26 protein-coding genes are annotated in these 20,488 nt (G+C 73.4%); 13 read left to right on the top strand and 13 right to left on the bottom strand.

Translation table 11 applies throughout. The features are described from left to right. Positions 1–11 precede the first annotated feature (11 nt). The gene (locus AC07FV_RS12665) at positions 12–1,046 is read left to right on the top strand and encodes an NAD-dependent epimerase/dehydratase family protein (RefSeq protein ID WP_479086822.1); all 1,035 of its coding nucleotides are present in this window, start codon (positions 12–14) and stop codon (positions 1,044–1,046) included. A gap of 57 nt (positions 1,047–1,103) precedes the next feature. Here the strand turns inward: AC07FV_RS12665 and AC07FV_RS12660 are convergent, their stop codons facing one another. From AC07FV_RS12660 to AC07FV_RS12625, 8 genes are all read right to left on the bottom strand, one after another. Continuing rightward, a complete protein-coding gene (locus AC07FV_RS12660; RefSeq protein WP_479086821.1) occupies positions 1,104–2,711 on the bottom strand; it encodes an alpha/beta hydrolase in 1,608 nt (535 codons plus the stop codon). A 117-nt stretch (positions 2,712–2,828) separates the two neighbouring features. Further along, the gene (locus tag AC07FV_RS12655) at positions 2,829–3,623 is read right to left on the bottom strand and encodes an urease accessory protein UreD (RefSeq protein WP_479086820.1); all 795 of its coding nucleotides are present in this window, start codon (positions 3,621–3,623) and stop codon (positions 2,829–2,831) included. Next, the gene (ureG, locus tag AC07FV_RS12650) at positions 3,611–4,285 is read right to left on the bottom strand and encodes an urease accessory protein UreG (RefSeq protein WP_356606451.1); all 675 of its coding nucleotides are present in this window, start codon (positions 4,283–4,285) and stop codon (positions 3,611–3,613) included. Before ureG ends, AC07FV_RS12655 begins: the two co-directional genes overlap by 13 nt. 111 nt (positions 4,286–4,396) lie before the next feature. Further along, positions 4,397–5,071: an urease accessory protein UreF gene (locus tag AC07FV_RS12645; RefSeq protein WP_479086818.1), complete on the bottom strand. Its 675-nt coding sequence runs from the start codon at positions 5,069–5,071 to the stop codon at positions 4,397–4,399. Between the two features lie 8 nt (positions 5,072–5,079). Further along, positions 5,080–6,801: an urease subunit alpha gene (locus AC07FV_RS12640; RefSeq protein ID WP_479086817.1), complete on the bottom strand. Its 1,722-nt coding sequence runs from the start codon at positions 6,799–6,801 to the stop codon at positions 5,080–5,082. Beyond that, a complete protein-coding gene (locus AC07FV_RS12635) occupies positions 6,794–7,105 on the bottom strand; it encodes an urease subunit beta (protein ID WP_479080842.1) in 312 nt (103 codons plus the stop codon). The genes AC07FV_RS12640 and AC07FV_RS12635 overlap by 8 nt, the downstream gene beginning before the upstream one ends. 13 nt (positions 7,106–7,118) lie before the next feature. Next, the gene (locus AC07FV_RS12630) at positions 7,119–7,421 is read right to left on the bottom strand and encodes an urease subunit gamma (RefSeq protein WP_479086816.1); all 303 of its coding nucleotides are present in this window, start codon (positions 7,419–7,421) and stop codon (positions 7,119–7,121) included. 165 nt (positions 7,422–7,586) lie between these two features. Next, a complete protein-coding gene (locus tag AC07FV_RS12625; protein WP_479086814.1) occupies positions 7,587–8,240 on the bottom strand; it encodes a TetR/AcrR family transcriptional regulator in 654 nt (217 codons plus the stop codon). A 103-nt stretch (positions 8,241–8,343) separates the two neighbouring features. On the opposite strand from AC07FV_RS12625, the gene AC07FV_RS12620 reads away from it, so the two are divergent. Further along, on the top strand, positions 8,344–9,336 hold the full coding sequence (locus tag AC07FV_RS12620) for an ABC transporter permease (RefSeq protein WP_479086813.1): 993 nt from the start codon (positions 8,344–8,346) through the stop codon (positions 9,334–9,336). Positions 9,337–9,421: 85 nt separating this feature from the next. Here the strand turns inward: AC07FV_RS12620 and AC07FV_RS12615 are convergent, their stop codons facing one another. Continuing rightward, positions 9,422–9,703, bottom strand: coding sequence for a type II toxin-antitoxin system Phd/YefM family antitoxin (locus AC07FV_RS12615; protein WP_479086811.1), 282 nt, complete (start codon positions 9,701–9,703; stop codon positions 9,422–9,424). A 107-nt stretch (positions 9,704–9,810) separates the two neighbouring features. Between AC07FV_RS12615 and AC07FV_RS12610 the strand changes: the two genes are divergently transcribed. The 4 genes from AC07FV_RS12610 (at position 9,811) to AC07FV_RS12595 (ending at position 11,758) form a co-directional block, all read left to right on the top strand. Continuing rightward, positions 9,811–10,170 carry a VOC family protein gene (locus tag AC07FV_RS12610; RefSeq protein ID WP_479086810.1) on the top strand — a complete coding sequence of 120 codons (360 nt, stop codon included), beginning with the start codon at positions 9,811–9,813 and terminating at the stop codon, positions 10,168–10,170. Between the two features lie 125 nt (positions 10,171–10,295). Beyond that, the gene (locus AC07FV_RS12605) at positions 10,296–10,451 is read left to right on the top strand and encodes a hypothetical protein (RefSeq protein WP_479086808.1); all 156 of its coding nucleotides are present in this window, start codon (positions 10,296–10,298) and stop codon (positions 10,449–10,451) included. A 7-nt stretch (positions 10,452–10,458) separates the two neighbouring features. Next, positions 10,459–10,767, top strand: a complete 309-nt coding sequence (locus AC07FV_RS12600; RefSeq protein WP_356606433.1) for a hypothetical protein — start codon at positions 10,459–10,461, stop codon at positions 10,765–10,767. A gap of 517 nt (positions 10,768–11,284) precedes the next feature. Then, entirely contained in the window at positions 11,285–11,758 is a 474-nt protein-coding gene (locus AC07FV_RS12595) for a C40 family peptidase (RefSeq protein WP_479086807.1), read from the top strand. Between the two features lie 84 nt (positions 11,759–11,842). On the opposite strand, the gene AC07FV_RS12590 is transcribed toward AC07FV_RS12595, so the two are convergent. Then, positions 11,843–12,334 (bottom strand): ATP-binding protein, encoded by a 492-nt coding sequence (locus AC07FV_RS12590; RefSeq protein ID WP_479086805.1) that lies wholly within the window; start codon positions 12,332–12,334, stop codon positions 11,843–11,845. 216 nt (positions 12,335–12,550) lie between these two features. Here AC07FV_RS12590 and AC07FV_RS12585 point away from each other — a divergent pair, with 216 nt between their 5' ends. Further along, the gene (locus tag AC07FV_RS12585; RefSeq protein WP_479086803.1) at positions 12,551–13,411 is read left to right on the top strand and encodes a helix-turn-helix domain-containing protein; all 861 of its coding nucleotides are present in this window, start codon (positions 12,551–12,553) and stop codon (positions 13,409–13,411) included. Positions 13,412–13,420: 9 nt separating this feature from the next. Further along, on the top strand, positions 13,421–13,663 hold the full coding sequence (locus AC07FV_RS12580) for a DUF397 domain-containing protein (RefSeq protein ID WP_479086801.1): 243 nt from the start codon (positions 13,421–13,423) through the stop codon (positions 13,661–13,663). A gap of 42 nt (positions 13,664–13,705) precedes the next feature. Here the strand turns inward: AC07FV_RS12580 and AC07FV_RS12575 are convergent, their stop codons facing one another. Further along, a complete protein-coding gene (locus tag AC07FV_RS12575) occupies positions 13,706–14,833 on the bottom strand; it encodes an 8-amino-7-oxononanoate synthase (protein ID WP_479086799.1) in 1,128 nt (375 codons plus the stop codon). A gap of 151 nt (positions 14,834–14,984) precedes the next feature. Here AC07FV_RS12575 and bioB point away from each other — a divergent pair, with 151 nt between their 5' ends. The 4 genes from bioB (at position 14,985) to AC07FV_RS12555 (ending at position 19,160) form a co-directional block, all read left to right on the top strand. Next, on the top strand, positions 14,985–16,217 hold the full coding sequence (gene bioB, locus AC07FV_RS12570) for a biotin synthase BioB (protein WP_479086797.1): 1,233 nt from the start codon (positions 14,985–14,987) through the stop codon (positions 16,215–16,217). After that, positions 16,210–17,496 (top strand): adenosylmethionine--8-amino-7-oxononanoate transaminase, encoded by a 1,287-nt coding sequence (locus tag AC07FV_RS12565; RefSeq protein WP_479086795.1) that lies wholly within the window; start codon positions 16,210–16,212, stop codon positions 17,494–17,496. The genes bioB and AC07FV_RS12565 overlap by 8 nt, the downstream gene beginning before the upstream one ends. A gap of 1 nt (position 17,497) precedes the next feature. Next, positions 17,498–18,214: a dethiobiotin synthase gene (bioD, locus tag AC07FV_RS12560; protein WP_479086793.1), complete on the top strand. Its 717-nt coding sequence runs from the start codon at positions 17,498–17,500 to the stop codon at positions 18,212–18,214. A 256-nt stretch (positions 18,215–18,470) separates the two neighbouring features. Further along, positions 18,471–19,160 (top strand): class I SAM-dependent methyltransferase, encoded by a 690-nt coding sequence (locus tag AC07FV_RS12555; protein ID WP_479086792.1) that lies wholly within the window; start codon positions 18,471–18,473, stop codon positions 19,158–19,160. Here AC07FV_RS12555 and AC07FV_RS12550 read toward each other — a convergent pair whose 3' ends face one another. Next, positions 19,161–19,535: a fic family toxin-antitoxin system, toxin component gene (locus AC07FV_RS12550; protein ID WP_479086790.1), complete on the bottom strand. Its 375-nt coding sequence runs from the start codon at positions 19,533–19,535 to the stop codon at positions 19,161–19,163. Positions 19,536–19,552: 17 nt separating this feature from the next. Next, on the bottom strand, positions 19,553–19,786 hold the full coding sequence (locus tag AC07FV_RS12545; RefSeq protein WP_479086788.1) for a toxin-antitoxin system HicB family antitoxin: 234 nt from the start codon (positions 19,784–19,786) through the stop codon (positions 19,553–19,555). 190 nt (positions 19,787–19,976) lie between these two features. On the opposite strand from AC07FV_RS12545, the gene AC07FV_RS12540 reads away from it, so the two are divergent. Then, complete coding sequence (locus AC07FV_RS12540) at positions 19,977–20,402, top strand: GNAT family N-acetyltransferase (RefSeq protein ID WP_479086786.1); 426 nt, start codon at positions 19,977–19,979, stop codon at positions 20,400–20,402. Positions 20,403–20,488 lie beyond the last annotated feature (86 nt).

The raw sequence follows: 20,488 nt of genomic DNA, 5'->3' as shown, positions 1-20,488 counted from the left end.
ACCGTCGCCGTATGACGCGAGCTGTGGTGATCGGGGCGACGGGACAGATCGGGCGCCCGACCGTGGGAGCGCTGGCCCGGGACGGCTGGGAGGTGACGGCCGTGTCGCGGGGCGGAGAGCGGGACGGGGACTGGCCCGGCAACGTGCGGGTGGTGCGGGCCGACCGGGAGGACGACGCGGCCCTGTCGGCGGCGGTGGGCGACGGCTGCGACGTCCTGGTGGACACGGTGGCCTTCGGGGAGGCGCACGCGCGGCAGCTGGTCTCGCTCGCCGGGCGGGTCGGCTCCGCCGTGGTGATCTCCAGTGTGTCGGTCTACGAGGACGACGAGGGCCGCAACTTCGACACCCAGGGTGAGCCCGACGGCTTCCCCGCGTACCCGGTGCCCCTCACCGAGGAGCAGCGCACGATCCGGCCGGGCGACACCACGTACAGCACCCGCAAGGCGGCGCTGGAGCGTGAACTGCTCGCGGCCGGAGACCGGTTGCCGGTCACGCTGCTGCGCGCGGGCGCGGTCCACGGGCCGCACTGCCGTACCCCGCGCGAGCTGTACTTCGTCAAGCGCAACCTCGACGGCCGGCGCCGGCGCTTCCTCGCCCACCGCGGTGCGAGCCGCTTCCACCCGGCGAGCGTGCACAACATCGCCGAGCTGATCCGGCTGGCCGCTCCCCGTCCGGGCGCGGGCGTGCTGAACGCGGTCGATCCCGAGGCACCGACGGTCGCGAAGATCGCGGCGGCGATCGACGCGGTGATGGGGGCGGAGACCGAGGACGTGCTGATGGACGGCCCGCCCACCGCCGACGGCGTGGGCGGCACGCCCTGGTCGGTACCCCTGCCGGTGGTGTGCGACATGAGCGCGGCCGAGCGCCGGCTGGGCTACCGCCCGGTGGTCCGCTACGCCGAGACCCTGCCGGACACGGTGGCCTGGATCGAGGGGCGACTGGCCGCCCAGGACTGGCGGGAGGCGTACCCGAAGATGGTCCGGGCCTACGGCGACCTCTTCGACTACGCCGCGGAGGACGCCTGGCCGACGGCTCGGCGGGCGTGAGGACGGCGGAGGGGCGGCCGGTCGTTCCGGCCGCCCCTCCCCCGCGCCTTCGGGTCGTTACGGCTTGGGCGTGGCGTGGGGCGCGCAGGTCACGTCCGAGGCGTCCACCTTGCCGGTGAGCAGGTAGGTGTCGACCCGGTCGTTGACGCACGGGTTGACCAGGCCGGTGACCCCGTGCGATCCGGCGTCCCGCTCGGTGATCAGGCGCGATCCCTTGAACCGCTGGTGCAGTTCGACGGCGCCTCCGTACGGGGTCGCCGCGTCCCGCTCGGCCTGCACGATCAGCACGGGCGGCAGGCCCTTGCCGGTCTTCACGTCCACCGGGGTGTGCTGCTTGACGGGCCAGGTGGCACACGGCAGGTTCATCCAGGCGTTGGCCCAGGTCATGAACGGGTGGTCGCGGTGGAGACGGGTGTTGTCCCGGTCCCAGGTCTGCCAGTCGGTGGGCCACTGGGCGTCGGCGCACTCGACGGCGGTGTAGACGGCGTTGCCGTTCTCCGCGGAGGCGTTGCCCGCGGTGTCGCCGAGGTCGGGGGCGGCGGCATCCACGAGGGCCTGGGTGTCACCGGCGACGTACTTGCCGAAGACCGTGGCGACCGGCACCCACGCGGAGTCGTAGTACGGGGCGCTCTGGAAGAAGGAGATCAGCTCGGCCGGGCCGACGACCCCGCCGAGCGGCTCCTTCGCCGCGGTGGCGCGCAGTTCGAGCCACTGCTCCTGGACCTCGGCGCGGGTGTCCCCGAGGTGGAAGGTGGCGTCGTTCCGCGCGACCCAGTCCTGCCAGTCCTTCCAGCGCTGCTCGAAGGCGACGTCCTGGTCCAGGTTGGCCTGGTACCAGATCTTGTCGCGGGACGGGTTGACGACGCTGTCGACGACCATCCGGCGGACGTGGTCCGGGAAGAGGGTGCCGTAGACGGCGCCGAGGTAGGTGCCGTAGGAGACGCCGAGGAAGTTGAGCTTCCGCTCGCCCAGCGCGGCGCGGACGACGTCGAGGTCGCGTGCGGTGTTCGGCGTGGTCATGTGCGGGAGCATCTCGCCGCTGCGCTCGCCGCAGCCCTCGGCGTACGCGCGGGCCAGCTTGCGCTGCGCGAGCTTGTCGGCCTCGGAGCCGGGCACCGGGTCCATCTTGGGCGCCTTCACGAACTCCTGCGGGTCGACGCAGGAGATGGGCGCGGACTTGCCGACACCGCGCGGGTCGAAGCCCACGAAGTCGTAGGCCTCGGCCGCGTCGGCCCAGACCGCGCTCTTGCTCGTGACGCGGGCCGGGAAGCGCAGCCCGGAACCGCCGGGACCGCCGGGGTTGTAGAGGAGCGCGCCCTGCCGCTCGGCCTTGGTGCCGGTGTTGCCGATGCGGTCGACGGCGATCTCGATCTGCTTGCCGAAGGGCTTGGCGTAGTCGAGCGGCACCGTGACGTAGCCGCACTGGATCGGCTTGGGCAGGTTCCAGTCGGCGGGGCAGTCCTGCCAGTCGATGCCGGCCTTCGCCGCGCGGGCGGCGGCGATCGCGGCCCCGCGGGCCTCGCGGTCCCAGCCCTTCGCGTGGCCGCCGGCGGGTTCGGCGCTCGCGGTGGGAGCCGCGACCGCCCCGGCTATCAGCGTGGCGGTGACGAGCGCTCCGGCCGTGCCGAACGCCGCCGCCCTCCGCCCCAGTCCGCTCTTCCTCACGTGGCCCTCCCCGTACGTGTTCGCGACAAGTACGGGGATCTTCGCGGTTGTGCGTTCCCTGAGGACAGAGGCGGTGCTACTTCTTTGCCAATCCGATAAACGGAGAAAGGCGTTCGGTCAAAGGGCTCCGGTCGACGGACCCCGGTCCAGCGAGTCCAGCGCCTCGTCCAGCAGCCGTCTCAGCCGCAGCGCGTCCGAGGCCACCGCCGTCACCAGCGCGCACGGCCCGGCGAGCGGCATGACGGCCGCACCCGGGCCGAGGACACGGGCCGCCGGTGGTGCGCTCGCGAACTCCGGGCGGGCGACGATCAGCTGGCCGACCGCACGGTACCCCGCCAGGCCCGCGGGGCCGTCCCAGCCGCCCGGGGCGCCGGGCCCGCAGGCCAGCTCCTGGTCGAGGACGCTCCGGCCGGCGATCCGCACGGTGAGACGGCTGGTGAGCCGCCCCGGTTCCTCCCCGGACCGCCCGAGCACCTGCTCCTCGCGCAGCAGGAGCCGGGCCGTGGCGGCGAGGTCGACGCGTGTGGTGACGTGCAGGTCGCTGCCGCCCGCGGAGATCAACTGCTCGGGCAGCCAGCGCAGTTCCGCGTCGTCGCCGACGGTGAGCCGGACGTCGTAGCGGGCACCCGCCTCGGTCTGCCCCGGCAGGGCCAGGGTGGCGGCGGCCGACCCGACCCGCAGGCGGGCACCCCGGGCCGCCTCGGCGGTCACCGTGAAGTGGTCCCCGCCGAGCGGGCCGCTCATCGCACCGACCAGCAGGACCCGGGCCTCGGCGCCGCTCCCCCGGGTGCGCCGCACCGTCAGCGGCCCCTCGCCCTCCAGCACAGGCAGGGCGGTGCCGCCGCGCCCGTCGTCGCGGGCGAGGACGCGCGCCCTGGCCCGCACGCCGGCCGGGGCCGTCATGCCGTCCATGCGGTGATCCGGGCCCGCACCCAGTCGGCCACGTCCCGGACGCCGTCCTCACCGCGCAGCGACTGGAGGACGACCGGCAGTTCACCGCGCTGCGCCTTCGCGTCGGCGGCCATCCGCGCCAGGTCCGAGCCGACGTACGGCGCGAGGTCGGTCTTGTTGACGATCAGCAGGTCGGCGGTGGTGACGCCCGGCCCGCCCTTGCGCGGGATGTCGTCACCACCGGCGACGTCGATCACGAAGATCTGGGCGTCGACGAGCCCCCTGGAGAAGGTGGCGGTGAGGTTGTCGCCGCCGGACTCCACCAGGACGAGGTCCAGCGGACCCACCTCGTCCTCCAGGTCCTCCACCGCTTCGAGGTTGGCCGAGATGTCGTCCCGGATGGCGGTGTGCGGGCAGGCTCCGGTCTCCACGGCGCTGATCCGCTCCGGTGGGAGTACCGCCTCGCGGAGCAGGAACTCGGCGTCCTCGCGCGTGTAGATGTCGTTGGTGACGACGGCGAGGGACAACTCCTCGCGCAGGGCCCGGCAGAGCGCGGCGACGGTGGCGGTCTTCCCCGAGCCGACGGGTCCGCCGAGCCCGATCCGCAGGGCGCGGCGGCTTCCGTCGGGCCGCCTGGCGTCGGCGGAGACGGCGGGCGTCTCGTGGTGGTGGTCGAGGTGCATGCTGCGACTCCTGCACGGGGGCGGAACCCCCTGTAGAGCCCCCGGCACGGGGACGGAAAGGGAAGGAAGGGACGGCGGGCGCGAGGGCCGCCCGGTCGGAGCGCCACGACGCTACGAGGCGAACAACCGCACGGCCCAGGCGGCGTGCGCCTCCGCGCCGATCTCCAGCACCGGCGAGGACCGCGCGGGCAGCGCGTCGACCCCGTCGGTCACGGCGGCGTGGGCCGCCTCGACGGCGTCCTGTGCCACCCGGTCCAGCTCGGGCGCGAGCCGCGCCAGTACGCCCGTCGCGTCGAACGGGTCGAGGCCGAGCAGCCGCACCACGGCCGTGGCCGGTCCGCTCACCGACTCGTAGAGGGAGCAGTACGCCGCGTCCAGGGGCCCGAGTCCGGCCGCTCGGGCGGTCAGGCCGAGGACGACGGGCTGGTGCGCGCCCTTGGGGAACCGGCCCGCCAGCGCATCGAGTCCGGGGTGCGGCCAGGTCGCCCGCGCGGCCCGCATCAGCTGCCGCCCCAGGCGGCGCGCCACCCCGCGCAGGGCGGGTGAAGGGGTGCGGGCGTCCGCGGCCCGGTCGAGGGCGACGGGGTCCACACCGAGGGCCGCGGCCGCCGCGAGGCAGGCCGCGACGCTTCCGCCGGTGTGCAGCCGCCCCCGGCAGAACTCCTCCAGGCTCGCGGCGTCGGTGATGTGGCCCGCCCGGACGGCGGCCTCCGCCCCGCCGGAGTGGGCGTGCCCTCCGGCGGGGAAGCGGCCGTCCGCGAGGACGAGCAGCGCGGCGCGGCTCATGTCGGCGCTCAGAACAGGAAGTACCGCTGCGCGAGCGGCAGTTCGGCGGCGGGTGCGGGTTCGACGAGCTCACCGTCGATGGTCACCGCGAAGGAGTCCGCGGCCACCTCCACGCGCGGCAGCGCGTCGTTCTCCCGCATGTCGGCCTTGGTGAGGCCACGGGTGGACCTGATGGGCACCAGCTCCCGGCCGAGTCCGAGGCGTTCGGCCAGCCCGTCCGCGAGGGCGGCTTCGGCCACGAAGCCGACCGAGCCCGCGGCCGGAGCCGTCCCGTGGGCCCCGAACATCGGCCGCGCCAGGACCGGTTGCGGGGTGGGGATGGAGGCGTTGGCGTCACCCATCTGCGCGTACGCGATCTGTCCGCCCTTGAGGACGAGCTGCGGCTTCACACCGAAGAACCGGGGGTCCCACAGCACCAGGTCGGCGAGTTTGCCGGTCTCCACCGAGCCGACCTCGTGCTCGATGCCCTGGGCCACGGCGGGGTTGACGGTGTACTTGGCGACGTAGCGGCGGACGCGCCTGTTGTCGGCCCGGGTGTCACCGGGCAGGAGGCCGCGGCGCCGCTTCATCACGTGCGCGGTCTGCCAGGTCCGCAGGATCACCTCCCCGATGCGGCCCATGGCCTGGGCGTCCGACGCCATGATGGAGATGGCTCCCATGTCGTGCAGGATGTCCTCGGCCGCGATGGTGCTGGGCCGGATGCGGGACTCCGCGAAGGCCAGGTCCTCGGGGACGGCCGGGTTCAGGTGGTGGCAGACCATCAGCATGTCGAGGTGCTCCTCGACGGTGTTGACGGTGTGCGGCCGGGTCGGGTTGGTGGACGCCGGCAGGATGTGGGGCAGCGAGACCGCCGTGATCATGTCGGGGGCGTGGCCTCCGCCGGCTCCCTCGACGTGGAAGGCGTGCAGGGTGCGTCCCGCGATCGCGTCGAAGGTGTCGCCGATGAACCCGGCCTCGTTCAGGGTGTCGGTGTGGACGGCGAGCTGGACGCCGGACTCCTCGCAGACGTCCAGGCAGGCGGAGATGACGGCGGGGGTCGCGCCCCAGTCCTCGTGGATCTTGAAGCCCAGGATGCCCGCGCGCAGTTGGTCGCGCATGGACTCCTTGGACATCGTGCTGCCCTTGCCGAGGAAGCCGATGTTGACGGGGCTGGACTCCAGGGCCGCGAACATCCGCGCGAGGTGCCAGGAGCCGGGGGTGACCGTGGTGGCCTTGCTGCCCTCGGCGGGGCCGGTGCCGCCGCCGATGAGGGTGGTCACACCGGAGGCGAGGGCCTCGTCGACGGCGGCCGGGGCGATGAAGTGGACGTGCGTGTCGATGCCCCCGGCGGTGAGGATCTTGCCGTTGCCGGCGATGACCTCCGTCTCGGGGCCGATGACGAGGTCCGGGTGGACGCCGTCCATGGTGTCCGGGTTGCCGGACTTGCCGATGCCGGTGATGCGGCCGTCGCGGATGCCGATGTCGGCCTTGACCACGCCCCAGTGGTCGATGACCACGGCTCCGGTGATCACCGTGTCGGGGGCGCCCTCGGCGCGGGTGACGCGCGACTGGCCCATGGACTCGCGCAGGACCTTGCCGCCGCCGAAGACGGCCTCGTCACCCGAGCGGCCGGGCCCGCCGGAGCGGTCCTCCTCGATCTCGACGAGAAGGTCGGTGTCGGCGAGGCGGATGCGGTCACCGGTGGTGGGGCCGAACAGGTCCGCGTAGGCGGGGCGGGTCAGTTCAGGCATCGAGGGCACCTCCGGTCGTGCCGCGCAGCCCCGTGACGACGCGGGCCCCTGCCAGGGGGACGAGCTCCACGTCGACGGGGATGCCGGGCTCGAACCGGACGGCGGTGCCTGCGGCGATGTTGAGCCGCTTGCCGTGGGCCGCGGCGCGGTCGAGGTCGAGGCCGGGGTTCGCCTCGGCGAAGTGGTAATGGGACCCGACCTGGACGGGTCGGTCGGCGGTGTTGAGCACGGTCAGGCGGGTGATCTCGCACCCCTCGTTGCAGACGACCGGCTCGTCGGCGAAGAGGATCTCTCCGGGGATCATGGCTGCCGCCCCGTCAGATGATCGGATCGTGGACGGTGACCAGCTTGGTGCCGTCGGGGAAGGTGGCCTCGACCTGCACGTCGTGGATCATCTCCGGGACGCCCTCCATGACCTCGTCGCGCCGGAGCAGCGTGCGGCCTGAGGCCATGAGTTCACTGACCGTGCGACCGTCCCGGGCGCCTTCGAGGATGTGCGCGGTGATCAGCGCGACGACCTCGGGATGGTTGAGCTTCACGCCTCGCGCGCGGCGCTTGTCCGCCACATCCGCGGCCACATGGATGAGCAGTCTCTCCTGCTCGTGCGGGGTCAGCTGCACGTACCACCTCACAGGGCTTCACGCCGGGACGCACGGCCCGACTGCCGCGGCCACCGCGACGGTTCCAGATGTAACACACAAGGATGCGCGGGAAAGCGGACGCCGGTGCCCACGAAACCGCAGGTGGATCGGGGTGCAGAGTAGGCTCGCAGTGTTTCCGCCACGTCACCCGGATTTGACCGACTGATTACCGGTGCCGTCGGCGGCCTCCCGCATGCCCACCAGCGCCCGCACGCCCGCACGGAGCGCCTCGGGAGCGAAGCTGCCGAAGAGCACGTGCTGGACCCCGAAGCCCTGCACCGTGGCCATCAGCGTCCGGGCCACGGCCCGGGGATCGACGTCGGCGGACATCATGCCGCTCTCCTGGTAGCGGACCACCACCTTCACCCAGGCGGCCGTCACGGCGTCGAAGCCCTCCCCCAGCAGGGCCGACAGCTCGTCGTTGCGCTGCGTCTCCATCCAGGCGTGGATCATGAGCCGCGGGAACAGCCACTCCCCGTCGTCCGTGAGCGCCGGCCGCTCCCGCTGCATGTGCGCCACGGTCTGGGCGATCAGCTCGTCGGGCATCGGCGGCGGGCTCTCCAGCGCGGCCCGCTCGTACACGTCGCGGAGGACGCCCATCACGTCGGTGACGATGGCCTCGATCAGCTGGTCCTTGCCGCTGAAGTAGCGGTAGACGGCCCCCGCGGACAGGTCGACCTCCTTCAGCACGTCCTGCATCGACGTGGCATGGAACCCGTTGCGGGCGAAGCAGAGGGCGGCGCCGTCGAGGATCTGCCGGCGGCGGGCGTCGAGGTGTTCCTGGGATACGCGGGCCATGGTGTCCACGCTAAAACGAACGTTCCTTCTTGACAAGAGACCGCGCCGGGCGCACGGTGGGCACAGAAGTAAAACGAACGATCCTTCTTTTTCAGGAGTCCTCATGGACAGCCGCCGCCGCGTGATCGCCGTGATCGCCCTGGTGCCCGTACTGGTCGCCCTGACCCTGTGGGCCTTCGCCTGGCCCGCCGCCCGTACGGCCCCCCACGACCTGCCGCTCGGTGTGGCGGGGCCGCCCGGGGCGGTCACGCAGGTGGAGCAGCGGCTCGCCGGGCAGGAGGGGGCCTTCGAGATCCACCGCTACGACGACGAGGCGGCGGCCCGGGCCGCCATCGAGGACCGGACCGTGTACGGCGCGGTGGTCGCCGACGACCGCGGCGGCAAGCTGCTCACGGCATCGGCGGCGAGCCCTCTCGTCGCCCAGTTGCTCCAGCAGGCGGTGGCCGCGCGGGGGACGGCGGAGAAGGCCCCGGCCCAGGTGGTCGACGTCGTACCCGCACCCGAGGCGGACCCGCGCGGCGCCGCCCTGGGCGCGAGCGTGCTGCCGCTGGCACTGGCCGGGATCGCGGCGGGCGCCGTCACCACCCTGCTGGGCCTGCGCGGCATCCGTACGGTCGTCGCGCTGGTCGGCGCCTCCGCGGTGGCGGGTCTGGTCGCCGCGGCCCTCGCGCACAGCTGGCTCGGGGCGGTCGTCGGTGACTGGTGGGCCGTGGCCGGCGTCTTCGGGCTGTCGGTCCTCGCGGTGGGGGCGAGCGTGGCGGGGCTGGCGGCTCTGATGGGACAAGCGGGGATCGGTCTGGGCGCGGCCGTGATGATGCTCCTGGGCAATCCCTTCTCGGGTGCCTCCTCGGCACCGGAGATGCTGCCGCAGCCGGCCGGTGCGATCGGCCAGTGGCTCCCGCCGGGCGCGGGCGCCTCACTGCTGCGCTCGGTGTCCTTCTTCGACGGAGCCGCGGCCACCGGTCACGCGCTCACCCTCGCGTGGTGGGCCGCGCTCGGCCTCGGCGCGGTCGTGCTCGGCAACGCCCTGCGGCAGGGCAAGGGCGGCGACTCGCCGGCCCCCGACCGGGCCCCGGCTCCCGCACCGGTCGCCTGAGCACCGGTGCGGAGTGCGCCGCCGCGAAGGGCCGAGGCCCGCGGCGGCTGCTCGCCGCGACGGGTTCGGCTCCGCCCGGACACCCCTACGACGGGTTCGGCCCCCGGTGCTCCGCCGCGATGCCGAAGCGGTGGTGCTCGCGGGGCGTGGGGGCGGCGGCGTCCCGGACCCGGGCGAGCGCACCGACCACCTGCTCCCCCGCCGGTTCCCTCAGTCCCTCCAGGCGTTCGAGGTCGGCGGCGGAGACCAGGGCGACCAGCGGCTTGCCGTGCCGCGTCACGACGACCCGTTCACCGCCGTACACGACCCGGTTGATCAGATCGGCGAGCTCAGCCCTGGCTTGCGTCACCGGAATCTCATAGGCCATGGCCCCAGCTTACGGTTCGGCTCGCGGCCACCGGCTGCGGTGCCGCCCGCCGGGGAGGACGATGGAGCCGGGGGAGAGCACGGCCACCGGCCCACAGGAGGTCCCCCATGGCAGGCGAACCGTCGTTCTTCGAACTCGGCGTGGCCGACCCCGAACGCGGGCGCGCCTTCTACGGCACCCTCTTCGGCTGGACCCTCGAACCCGGACCCACGGGCGGCGGATTCACCGTCGGGACCGATGGCCTTCCGGGCGGCCTGCACGGAGGGGACGCACAGGCGTCCCCGTACCTCTTCTTCCGGGTCTCGGACCTGGACGAGGCCATCGTCCGGGTCCGCGAGCTGGGCGGGTCGGTCGGGGACCTCGGCGCGGAGGACGCGCAGTCGGCCGCGCGGTTCGGCCGGTTCGCCCTCTGCCGCGACGACCAGGGCTCCCCGTTCGGCCTGCACGAACCTCCGAAGGGGCGGTGAGGCACCCCTCCGCCACCGGACCGCGGTCCTCGTCGCGACTCCCTCCTCCCCCGGGTGTACGTCCTGTACATTTTTTTCGGAGACAGTGCCGCCCTCAACGGCGCTGCCACGAGGAGGGGTTCGTCATGGTCCGGTCGTCCGCCCGCCACGTACCACCCGGGTTCACCGAGCGCGCCGGCACCGGCGACCGGGCCGTGGACCCGTACGCGAAGCCGCTGGAGGAGCGCGTCGTCCTCCTCGGGGCACCGATCGACGAGACCGCCGCGCACGGCGCGAGGTGAGCCGACGATGCCGTCGCCGGAGCCGCCTCCCCTGCCCGCCCTCACCCGCGCCGAGGCCGAGCTGATCGACTGCTACCTGGACGTCGTCGATCTCCTGGGCCGCATCAACCCGGCGCAGGACGGCGACACCTACCGCGGTCTGCGGGCCGCCCAGGCACTGGTCGGCAAGGCGACCGCCCTGCGCGACGCGCTGGCCCTGATGCATCGACGGGGCGAGACGGAACTGCACGCGGCCACCCTGGCCCGGGCGCTGCGCGTCCTGGACGGGGAGCGGCGGACGGCACGCGTCAGTCTGCCGCCGCCTTCCGACAGTTGACGCCCACACACCCGAAACGCACCAAACGGCTTACCCCCTTTCGGCGTAGGAACACCGGCAATTTCCGGCTCCCCGCAGTTGCGGAACGCGGCTGCCCGAGCGGCGGAACGAGCCACTCCGCCGCTGGTCCCGGCCCCGCCGTCGCAACCCCGCGCGACTCGAACGCGCTGCGTCCACCCGAACGGGTGAGTGGTGAGTAACAACACAAAAGCCACGTTCCGTTGGGATTTTCCCACGGGGCGAGACAAGATCCGTGACTGACGACAAGCCCCCGCCGCAGCGGCGGGGCGGTCCGGGCGGACGCCGAATCCTGCCGCCGCCCGGACGACCGGTCGACAGGAGTGGATCGGCAGGAGTGGAGGACCCGAGCACGACGGGTCGCCGGAACGGTCGCCTGCGCGAATCAGGCACCGGACCGAGCAGCCCTTGGGGTGAAGCCGCACCCGTGCGGCCGGGCAACTTCGCCAGCCCGAATCCGACAGGTCATCCTTCACAGGCGGCTGACGAAGGGTTGCGCATGTCTGCGCTCAATCGTGTCCCGTCACTGATGGCCCGTGCCGGTACGGCCTCGGCTCTCACCCTCGCCGCCGTCGGCGGTTCCGTGGTGGTCCCCGGCGTCGCCTCCGAGGCCGCCGCGGCGAGCCACGCGACGAAGGCCCTCAAGATCGCGGCCTCGAAGAAAGGTGCGCCCTACAAATACGGCGCCGTGGGACCGGGCAGGTTCGACTGCTCCGGCCTGACGCTGTACTCGTTCAAGAAGGTCGGCAAGAAGCTTCCGCGCACCGCGGCCCAGCAGTACAACAAGACCCGGCACATCTCCTCGAAGAGCCGCAGGGCCGGGGATCTGGTGTTCTTCCACTCGGGCCGCAGCGTCTACCACGTCGGCATCTACGCCGGGAAGAACAAGATCTGGCACGCTCCGAAGACCGGTGACGTGGTGCGCCTGCAGAAGATCTGGACGAGCAGCGTCTGGTACGGCCGGGTCAAGTAGGCCGCCCGCGCGGGGTGACGGCGCCTGTTCCGCCGTCACCCCGCCGGGTTGCGCGGCACCGGCGTCGTGCGCACCGGAGGCGGCTCAGCGCGAGCGCTCCGGCTCTCCCGGCGTCCGCCCGACCACCGCGGCCGGTTCGGTGGCCACCGGGCGGCCCGGCGGCGTCCAGGGCAACTCGATGGAGACGGTCTTGCCGCCCTCGCGGGTGGGCCGCACCCTCAGCCTGCCCCCGCCCTCCGCCGTGAGCCAGCGGATGATCACCATGCCCCGGCCGTTGTCCTGCTGCACCGCGGCGGGCAGGCGCTTGGGGAAGCGCGGATGGCTGTCGGTGACGCCGATGCGCAGCCGCTCGTCGCGGTCGAGCGCGAGGTCCACCGTGAAGGTGGGCGACTGTCCGAACGTGTGCTGGACCGCGTTGGTCGCCAGTTCGGAGACGATGAGCCGGACGGTGTCGGAGAGATCCGCGTCCGTCGGCAGGCCCCACTCGGTCAGGGTCCCGACCACATAGGTACGCGCGGCGGCCACCGAGGCGGGATCGCTCGGCAGAGTGACGGAGGCTTCCAGATGGTCTGCCATGGCGACGTCGTCCCTTTCCCACGGGACCGCAACCGGACACGGAGCGGACGGTTCGAGTACGGTCCCGGACTGGTGCTTCGCCGCCAGACTGCCACCACCAGGCCCGTGAAGGGCGGCGATCCACCAAGATATGCATATATCTGTCGCTCGAAGCGGTGAACTCTGCGACGGCAGAGCGGATTTGGGCGGCCCGTAAGGAGTAAGGGGGAGTGGCCCATGCAACACGGTCCCGTGGTGCGCCGTCGGAAGCTGGGCGCCGAACTGCGCGCCCTGCGCACGTCGGCGGGGATCACCAGCGGTGAGGCGGCCCGGTTGGTGGGCTGGCACCAGTCGAAGGTCAGCCGCATCGAGACCGGGACCAGCGGGGCGAAACCGGCCGACGTGCGGTTACTCCTCGACGCCTACGGTGTCGACGACTCCCGGCTCCGGGAGCTGCTGGAGGTCCTGGCGGGCTCCGACGACGCGGGCGGCCGGCACCACTGGTGGCACGCCTACCGCGGGGTGCTGCCACCGGCCTACCGCGACTTCATCAGCCTGGAGTCCCAGGCCAGCGCGATGCGCACCCTGGAGACCACGGTGGTGCCGGGGCTGCTCCAGACACCCGAGTACGCCCGCGCGGTGACACGCGCCGCGGCGGACGGGCTGCCCCAGGAACGGCTGGACACGCTGGTGAAGGTCCGGCTGGCCCGACAGGACGTGCTGCGGAGCCAGCCGCCGCTGGAGCTGAGCGCGGTCCTGGACGAGGCGGTGCTCCGCCGGGAGGTGGGCGGCCCCGGGGTCATGGAACGGCAACTGGCACGCCTGGTCGAGGCCGCGCGCCTCCCCCATGTCCGGCTCCGGGTCCTGCCGTTCGCCGCCGGGGCGCACATCGGTGTCACCGGCCCTTTCGTAATCTTCTCTTTTTCGAGCACTTCTGATCTGGACGTGGTTGTTCTCGACCACTTGACGAGTAGCCTGCATCTCGAACGGAAAGAAGACCTGGAGGCCTACACCGAGGCCTTCAACGCCCTTCTGCTCCATGCCCTTTCGCCCCAGGAATCGTTGGACTTCATCGCCGCGACCGCGGCAGGCGCGTAAGGAGGCACCATGCCAGGCACCCCGTCCCCACTCCGCCGGAGCATCCCGGCCGGAACCCATCTGCCCGACCTGCCGTGGCTGCGCAGCAGCTACAGCACCGGAGCGAACAACTGCGTGGAGACGGCACGGCCGTCGGCCGGCCCATGGGCCGGACTGCTCGCCGTGCGCGACTCCAAGGACCCGGCCGGACCCGCGCTGCTCTTCTCCCCCGAGAGCTGGGCGTCGTTCACGGGCGCGGTCCACCACCGCTGAACCCGGGTCGCATCGTGCGGAGCACGGCCGTGCCACGCCGACTCATGGCCGCGTTGCGCCGATCACCCGTACCGCCCGCTCCACCTGTTCCGCGGAGAGGTCCGCCCGAGCGGTCAGCCTGAGCCGTGAGATGCCGTCGGGTACGGAAGGAGGCCGGAAGCACCCCACGGACAGGCCGGCCGAACGGCAGTCGGCCGCCCACCGGACGGCTCCCTCCGGGGAGGGCGCGCGCACCGACACGACCGCGGCGTCCGGACGCACCGCGGACAGGCCCATGGCGGTCAGGCGAGCGTGCAGTTCGCCCGCCACCGCCCGTGCGCGCGCCGCCCGTTCGGGTTCGCGCCGCAGCAGTTCGAGGGCCGCGAGGGCCCCGCCCGCCGCCGCGGGGGCGAGGCCGGTGTCGAAGATGAAGGTCCGGGCCGCGTTGACCAGGTGCTCGATCACCGGGGCGGGTCCGAGCACGGCGCCGCCCTGGCTGCCCAGCGACTTGGACAGCGTCACCGTCACGACGACGTCGTCCGCGCCCGCGAGGCCCGCCTCGTACGCGGCTCCCCGGCCGCCCTCGCCGAGGACGCCGAGGCCGTGGGCGTCGTCGACGACCAGCCCGGCGCCGTGCTCCCGGCACGCCTGCGCGAGCCCGGCCAGCGGCGCGGCGTCGCCGTCGACCGAGAAGACGGTGTCGGACACGGCGAGGGCGGGGCCCTCGTGGGTCGCCAGCGCCTTGCGCACGGCGTCCGGGTCGGCGTGCGCCGTCACCTGGGTCGCGCCGCGGGCCAGCCGGCAGCCGTCGATCAGCGAGGCGTGGTTGCCCGCGTCGGAGACGACGAGGGAGCCGTGCGGTGCCAGCGCGGTGACCGCGGCGAGGTTGGCCGCGTAGCCGGAGGAGAAGACGAGCGCCGCCTCGAAACCGCAGAAGGCGGCCAGTTCGTGTTCCAGCTCGGCGTGCAGCTCGGTCGTGCCGGTCACCAGGCGCGAGCCGGTGGCGCCGGCGCCCCACGTCCGCGCGGCCCGGGCCGCCCCCTCGGTGACCTCCGGGTGCCGGGCCAGTCCGAGGTAGTCGTTGCTCGCCAGGTCCAGCGCTGCCGGGTCGGCCGGGCGGGGGCGCAGAATGCGTACCAGACCCGCCTCGCGACGCGCCCGGGCCTGCTCGTCGATCCAGCCGAACGCCATGGATCGGTCCTCCAGAGGATTTGTAGGCAGTGGACAGACGATAGCGGCACCGCCACCCCCGCGAGGTGTGGCAATACCCACACGTCGAACTGGCAGTGTTGTGCGAAGTCTCCTTGGCCCCGGACGGCCCCTTAGGACAGGATCGGCTCTCATGGACCTGCTGAACACGCTGGTGGACAAGGGGCTTCGGCGCGAGACGCCGACCCGCGAGGAGGCGCTCGCCGTCCTCGCCACTTCCGACGACGACCTGCTCGATGTGGTGGCCGCGGCCGGCAAGGTGCGCCGTCACTGGTTCGGCCGACGGGTGAAGCTCAACTACCTCGTCAACCTCAAGTCGGGCCTGTGCCCCGAGGACTGCTCCTACTGCTCGCAGCGGCTCGGCTCCAAGGCCGAGATCCTCAAGTACACGTGGCTCAAGCCCGACCAGGCCTCCCGCGCCGCGGCGGCGGGCCTGGCCGGCGGCGCCAAGCGGGTGTGCCTGGTGGCCAGCGGACGCGGCCCGACCGACCGGGACGTGGACCGGGTCTCGGACACCATCAAGGCCATCAAGGAGCAGAACGAGGCCGTCGAGGTGTGCGCCTGTCTGGGTCTGCTCTCGGACGGCCAGGCGGAGCGGCTGCGCGAGGCGGGCGCCGACGCCTACAACCACAACCTCAACACCTCCGAGGCGACGTACGGGGACATCACGACCACGCACACGTACGCCGACCGGGTGGACACGGTGCGCAAGGCGCACGCGGCGGGACTCTCCGCCTGCTCGGGACTGATCGCGGGCATGGGCGAGAGCGACGAGGACCTGGTCGACGTGGTCTTCTCGCTGCGTGAGCTGGACCCGGACTCGGTGCCCGTCAACTTCCTCATCCCGATGGAGGGCACGCCGCTGGCGAAGGAGTGGCACCTCACCCCGCAGCGGTGCCTGCGCATCCTCGCGATGACGCGGTTCGTCTGCCCGGACGTCGAGGTGCGCATCGCGGGCGGCCGCGAGGTCCATCTGCGCACGATGCAGCCGCTCGCCCTGCACCTGGCCAACTCCATCTTCCTGGGCGACTACCTCACCAGTGAGGGGCAGGCGGGCCGGACCGACCTGGAGATGATCTCGGACGCCGGGTTCGAGGTGGAGGGCGCGGGCGAGGTGACCCTGCCCGAGCACCGGGCCACGGCGGGCGGCGGGTGCGGGTCGCACGAGGGTGGCGGCGGGTGCGGATCCCACGAAGGCGACGGCTGCGGCCCCCACGAGGGGGGCGGTGTCTGCGGCTCCGTACCGGCCGGGGCGGACCACGGCTCGGCCGTGCCCGCCGGAGGGGCGGGGGCCGGTGAGATCCGTACCGACCTGGTCGCCGTACGCCGCCGTGGTGCCGGAACGGACCTCGCGCCCAATGCCTGAGCCCGAGCTGACCGTGGACGAGTTGCTGACGCTCGACCGTCGGCACGTCTGGCACCCGTACGGCCCCATGCCCGGCCGGCAGGACCCGCTCGTCGTGGAGTCGGCGAGCGGGGTGCGGCTGCGGCCGGCCGACGGCTCGGCCGAACTGGTCGACGGGATGTCGTCCTGGTGGTCGGCGATCCACGGGTACAACCACCCGGTGCTGAACGAGGCCGCGCGCGAGCAACTGGGGCGGATGAGCCATGTGATGTTCGGCGGGCTCACCCACGAGCCCGCCGTGCGACTGGCGAAGCTCCTTGTCGACATGTCGCCGGAGGGGCTGGAGCACGTCTTCCTCGCCGACTCCGGGTCGGTCTCGGTCGAGGTCGCGGTCAAGATGTGCCTTCAGTACTGGCGCTCGCTGGGCCGCCCCGCCAAGCGCCGCCTGCTGACCTGGCGCGGCGGCTACCACGGCGACACCTGGCAGCCCATGTCGGTGTGCGACCCCGAGGGCGGGATGCACGACCTGTGGACGGGGGTGTTGCAGCGTCAGGTCTTCGCGGACGCGCCCCCGGTGGAGTACGAGGAGACGTACGCCGATCACCTGCGGTCCGTGATCGAGCGGCACGCCGACGAGCTGGCCGCGGTGATCGTGGAGCCGGTGGTGCAGGGCGCGGGCGGGATGCGGTTCCACTCCCCCGCCTATCTGCGCGTGCTGCGGGAGGCGTGCGACGCGTACGGCGTGCTGCTGGTGTTCGACGAGATCGCGACCGGGTTCGGGCGCACGGGCGCGTTGTTCGCGGCGGAGCACGCGGCGGTGGTGCCGGACGTGATGTGCGTCGGCAAGGCGCTGACCGGCGGCTACCTGACGATGGCGGCGACGCTGTGCACGGCGCGGGTGGCCGAGGGCATCTCCCGGGGCGAGGTGCCGGTGCTGGCCCACGGGCCGACGTTCATGGGCAATCCGCTGGCGGCGGCCGTGGCGTGCGCGTCGATCGGGCTGCTGCTCGGCCAGGACTGGCTCGGGGAGGTCAAGCGGATCGAGGCCGGCCTGCGGGAGGGTCTCGCGCCCGCCGCCGGTCTGCCGGGCGTGCGCGACGTGCGGGTGCTCGGCGCGATCGGCGTGGTGCAGCTGGACCACGACGTCGACATGGCGGCGGCGACGCGGGCCGCCGTGCGGGAGGGCGTGTGGCTGCGCCCGTTCCGCGACCTGGTCTACACGATGCCGCCGTACGTCACGGGCGACGCGGACGTGGCACGGATCGCCCGCGCGGTGTGTGCGGCGGCGCGGGAGGGATGACATGCCGGTACTGGTGATCACGGGCACGGGCACGGAGGTCGGCAAGACGGTCGTGACCGCCGCCGTGGCCGCGGCGTCGGTGGCGGCCGGCCGCTCGGTGGCCGTGCTGAAGGCCGCGCAGACCGGCGTCCGGCCGGACGAACCCGGGGACGCCCAGGAGGTGGCGCGGCTCGCGGGCGAGGTGACGACGGCCGAAGTCGCCCGCTTCCCCGACCCGCTGGCGCCGGGTACGGCCGCGCGCCGGGCGGGCCGGGCGCCGGTGCGTCCGGCGGAGGTGGCGGAGGCGGCGGCCAAGCTGGCCACCGAGCACGACCTGGTGCTGGTGGAGGGCGCGGGCGGACTGCTCGTACGCTTCGACGCCGCGGGCGGGACGCTGGCCGACGTCGCCGCGCTGCTGGGGGCGCCCGTGCTGCTGGTGGCGTCGGCGGGCCTGGGCACGCTCAACACCACGGAGCTGACGGCACGTGAGCTGCGGACCCGGGGGCTGGAGCTGCCCGGCGTGGTGATCGGCAGCTGGCCCGGTGCCCCGGACCTCGCCTCGCGCTGCAACCTCGCGGATCTGCCCGACGTGGCCGGCGCCCCCCTGCTCGGTGCCGTGCCCTCCGGGGCGGCGTCCCTCCCACCGGGCGACTTCCGGTCGTCGGCGCCCCGCTGGCTGGCGCCCCGGCTGGAAGGGACGTGGGACGCGGACGCGTTCCGGGCACGGCAGGCGCCCTGACCGCGGCGGCGGCGCGCGGCACGGTCCGACGGCCGGGGGGGGGCGGGGTGGCCCGGACGGGCCGGGACGGGCCGGACGGGGTGGCCCGGACGGCGTCCGCTCGCCCCGCCCGTGCCGTCGCACGCGGATGCGCCGGCGTACCCCTCCGGCGCCCCGCGGACGGTGCCCCGGGCGGAACGCGCCGCCGGCGCGGTGGGTACGCGGAGGCCGTGAGGGGGAGAATCGGGGTGAGGCACCACCTCGTGAAGGAGGTCCCATGCCGCTGCGATCCGCCCGTCCCCGCGGGGTGCCGCGGGACTCCGTGCACCACCCGCTGTTCGCCCGCTGCTACGCCAGGTGCAGTGTGGGTGCCGAGAGCCGGATGGGCATGGGGCGCGTGCGCGAGCGGCTGCTCGCCGGACTGTCCGGCCGGGTGATCGAGATCGGCGCGGGCAACGGACTGAACTTCTCCCACTACCCGGGCACCGTCTCGGAGGTCGTCGCCATCGAACCGGAGCGCCGGCTGCGACAGCTGGCCGTGGAGGCCGCGCTGCGCTCGCAGGTGCCGGTCGACGTGGCGCCGGGCGCGGCCGAGGCGCTGCCGGTGAAGAGCGAGGCCTTCGACGCGGCCGTCGTCTCGCTGGTGCTGTGCAGCGTCCGCGACGTGCCCCGGGCCCTCGCGGAACTGGGGCGGGTCCTGCGTCCGGGCGGTGAGCTGCGCTTCTTCGAACACGGCCGGGGTGGCGGCCGGGTGATGACGCTCACCCAGCGGGCACTGGACCGGACGCTGTGGCCACCGCTGAGCGGCGGCTGCCACCTGTCCCGTGAGCCGGTCGCCGCCCTGCGCGAGGCCGGCTTCGCGCTGGGCCCGTACCGGCGGGTGATGATGCCGGAGAACGGGCCGGCCCTGCCGACCTCGTACTGCGTGCTGGGCACGGCCTGGCGGCCGCCCGGGGCCGGGACGTAGTCACCCGCCCCACCCGCGCAGCTCTCCCGCGATCTCGTCGACGGACGCCTCACCGCTCTTGACCAGCAGGGCGAGGTCCCGCACCCGTTCGGGGGTGGTGACGACCTCGATCCCGCTGGCGACCAGGTAGGCGTAGGCCACCGCGGAGGCGAACAGGGCGTTGGAACGCTCCAGTGCGGGGACGTGGATCAGCAACTGGAGCAGCGCGGCGGCACGGGCGTGCGGGCCGTCGTAGACGGGGGTGTCGAATATCTCGGCCCGGTGGCGGGCGACGGCCGCGACCAGTGCTCCCCAGTCGGTGACCCGGGGGTCTCCCGGGGTGCGCTGTTCGGCGAGCATCAGCAGCCAGGCGAGGTCGATCCTGAGGTCGTCCATCGAAGTCGCGCGACGGCTCAGCCGCGCGCCTGCCCCTCGCCGACCTCTTCGGCGAACACCGTCTCGTACCGCCGCATGAAGTCGGCGGCCGCGTCCACGAAGGCGCGGCCCGCCTCGCCGGTGTCCTGCCGGACCAGGTCCTCGATGTAGCGGTTGACGCTCACTCCCCGGGCCAGCGCGCGTTCGCGGGCCGCACGGGCGGTGCCCTCGTCCACCCGCACGTTCAGCTGGGCCTTCCGGGTCTTCGCCATACCTCGAAGCTGGCGCCGAAGCGCTAGCAGGGGCAAGAGCGGACTCCGCTCGACGTCCGGGTGGCCGTCCCACCCGGACGTCCGACTCTCCATGGCATCGAGACCACTGTCCCTGAGCCGAGTTGATGTCCGACGGTCCGCATGCCGGAATTCCCGCGACACCGCCCGACACGCGTGGTGGGATCTGATCATGAGCGATCTGCGGATGCGGGCCGCCGGGCCCGGGGACCTGGACGTCGTGCTGGCCTTCTGGAAGATCGCCGCCGAGGGGACGAGCATCAGCGACGACCGGGAGGGCGTGGAACGGCTGGTCGCCCGCGACCCCGAGGCCCTGATCCTGGCCGAGCGCGGCGGTGAGCTGGTGGGCACGGTGATCGCGGGCTTCGACGGCTGGCGCTGCCATCTGTACCGGTTGGCGGTCCACCCGGACCACCGGCGCCGGGGCATCGGCTCCGCGCTGCTGACGGCCGCGGAGGAGCGCTTCGTACGGCTCGGCGGGCGACGCGGCGACGCGATGGTGCTGCGGCGCAACGAGCGGGCCCAGCATGCCTGGCGGGCGGCCGGGTACGCGCCCGAGGAGCAGTGGCGACGCTGGGTGAAGCCCCTGACCGACTGAAAGGCTGTGACCACCGGCGCATGAGCGAGTCCTCTTCGGCGAGTTCCCCGGCGCCTGCCCAGGCGTCCCACCCGGCACCTCCGCCG

The sequence above is a fragment of the Streptomyces sp. NPDC045956 genome, from assembly GCF_056430705.1.
The sequence above is the reverse complement of the archived record's forward strand: the minus strand, read 5'-3'. Positions and strand labels throughout refer to the sequence as shown.

What these genes read in the sequence shown, in the direction of transcription:
- AC07FV_RS12665 (WP_479086822.1), top strand. Translation starts at nt 12, where the DNA reads ATGACGCGAGCTGTGGTGATCGGGGCGACGGGACAGATCGGGCGCCCG.
- AC07FV_RS12655 (WP_479086820.1), bottom strand. Translation starts at nt 3,623, where the DNA reads ATGGACGGCATGACGGCCCCGGCCGGCGTGCGGGCCAGGGCGCGCGTC.
- ureG (WP_356606451.1), bottom strand. Translation starts at nt 4,285, where the DNA reads ATGCACCTCGACCACCACCACGAGACGCCCGCCGTCTCCGCCGACGCC.
- AC07FV_RS12645 (WP_479086818.1), bottom strand. Translation starts at nt 5,071, where the DNA reads ATGAGCCGCGCCGCGCTGCTCGTCCTCGCGGACGGCCGCTTCCCCGCC.
- AC07FV_RS12640 (WP_479086817.1), bottom strand. Translation starts at nt 6,801, where the DNA reads ATGCCTGAACTGACCCGCCCCGCCTACGCGGACCTGTTCGGCCCCACC.
- AC07FV_RS12635 (WP_479080842.1), bottom strand. Translation starts at nt 7,105, where the DNA reads ATGATCCCCGGAGAGATCCTCTTCGCCGACGAGCCGGTCGTCTGCAAC.
- AC07FV_RS12625 (WP_479086814.1), bottom strand. Translation starts at nt 8,240, where the DNA reads ATGGCCCGCGTATCCCAGGAACACCTCGACGCCCGCCGCCGGCAGATC.
- AC07FV_RS12620 (WP_479086813.1), top strand. Translation starts at nt 8,344, where the DNA reads ATGGACAGCCGCCGCCGCGTGATCGCCGTGATCGCCCTGGTGCCCGTA.
- AC07FV_RS12615 (WP_479086811.1), bottom strand. Translation starts at nt 9,703, where the DNA reads ATGGCCTATGAGATTCCGGTGACGCAAGCCAGGGCTGAGCTCGCCGAT.
- AC07FV_RS12610 (WP_479086810.1), top strand. Translation starts at nt 9,811, where the DNA reads ATGGCAGGCGAACCGTCGTTCTTCGAACTCGGCGTGGCCGACCCCGAA.
- AC07FV_RS12605 (WP_479086808.1), top strand. Translation starts at nt 10,296, where the DNA reads ATGGTCCGGTCGTCCGCCCGCCACGTACCACCCGGGTTCACCGAGCGC.
- AC07FV_RS12600 (WP_356606433.1), top strand. Translation starts at nt 10,459, where the DNA reads ATGCCGTCGCCGGAGCCGCCTCCCCTGCCCGCCCTCACCCGCGCCGAG.
- AC07FV_RS12595 (WP_479086807.1), top strand. Translation starts at nt 11,285, where the DNA reads ATGTCTGCGCTCAATCGTGTCCCGTCACTGATGGCCCGTGCCGGTACG.
- AC07FV_RS12590 (WP_479086805.1), bottom strand. Translation starts at nt 12,334, where the DNA reads ATGGCAGACCATCTGGAAGCCTCCGTCACTCTGCCGAGCGATCCCGCC.
- AC07FV_RS12585 (WP_479086803.1), top strand. Translation starts at nt 12,551, where the DNA reads ATGCAACACGGTCCCGTGGTGCGCCGTCGGAAGCTGGGCGCCGAACTG.
- AC07FV_RS12580 (WP_479086801.1), top strand. Translation starts at nt 13,421, where the DNA reads ATGCCAGGCACCCCGTCCCCACTCCGCCGGAGCATCCCGGCCGGAACC.
- AC07FV_RS12575 (WP_479086799.1), bottom strand. Translation starts at nt 14,833, where the DNA reads ATGGCGTTCGGCTGGATCGACGAGCAGGCCCGGGCGCGTCGCGAGGCG.
- bioB (WP_479086797.1), top strand. Translation starts at nt 14,985, where the DNA reads ATGGACCTGCTGAACACGCTGGTGGACAAGGGGCTTCGGCGCGAGACG.
- AC07FV_RS12565 (WP_479086795.1), top strand. Translation starts at nt 16,210, where the DNA reads ATGCCTGAGCCCGAGCTGACCGTGGACGAGTTGCTGACGCTCGACCGT.
- bioD (WP_479086793.1), top strand. Translation starts at nt 17,498, where the DNA reads ATGCCGGTACTGGTGATCACGGGCACGGGCACGGAGGTCGGCAAGACG.
- AC07FV_RS12555 (WP_479086792.1), top strand. Translation starts at nt 18,471, where the DNA reads ATGCCGCTGCGATCCGCCCGTCCCCGCGGGGTGCCGCGGGACTCCGTG.
- AC07FV_RS12550 (WP_479086790.1), bottom strand. Translation starts at nt 19,535, where the DNA reads ATGGACGACCTCAGGATCGACCTCGCCTGGCTGCTGATGCTCGCCGAA.
- AC07FV_RS12545 (WP_479086788.1), bottom strand. Translation starts at nt 19,786, where the DNA reads ATGGCGAAGACCCGGAAGGCCCAGCTGAACGTGCGGGTGGACGAGGGC.
- AC07FV_RS12540 (WP_479086786.1), top strand. Translation starts at nt 19,977, where the DNA reads ATGAGCGATCTGCGGATGCGGGCCGCCGGGCCCGGGGACCTGGACGTC.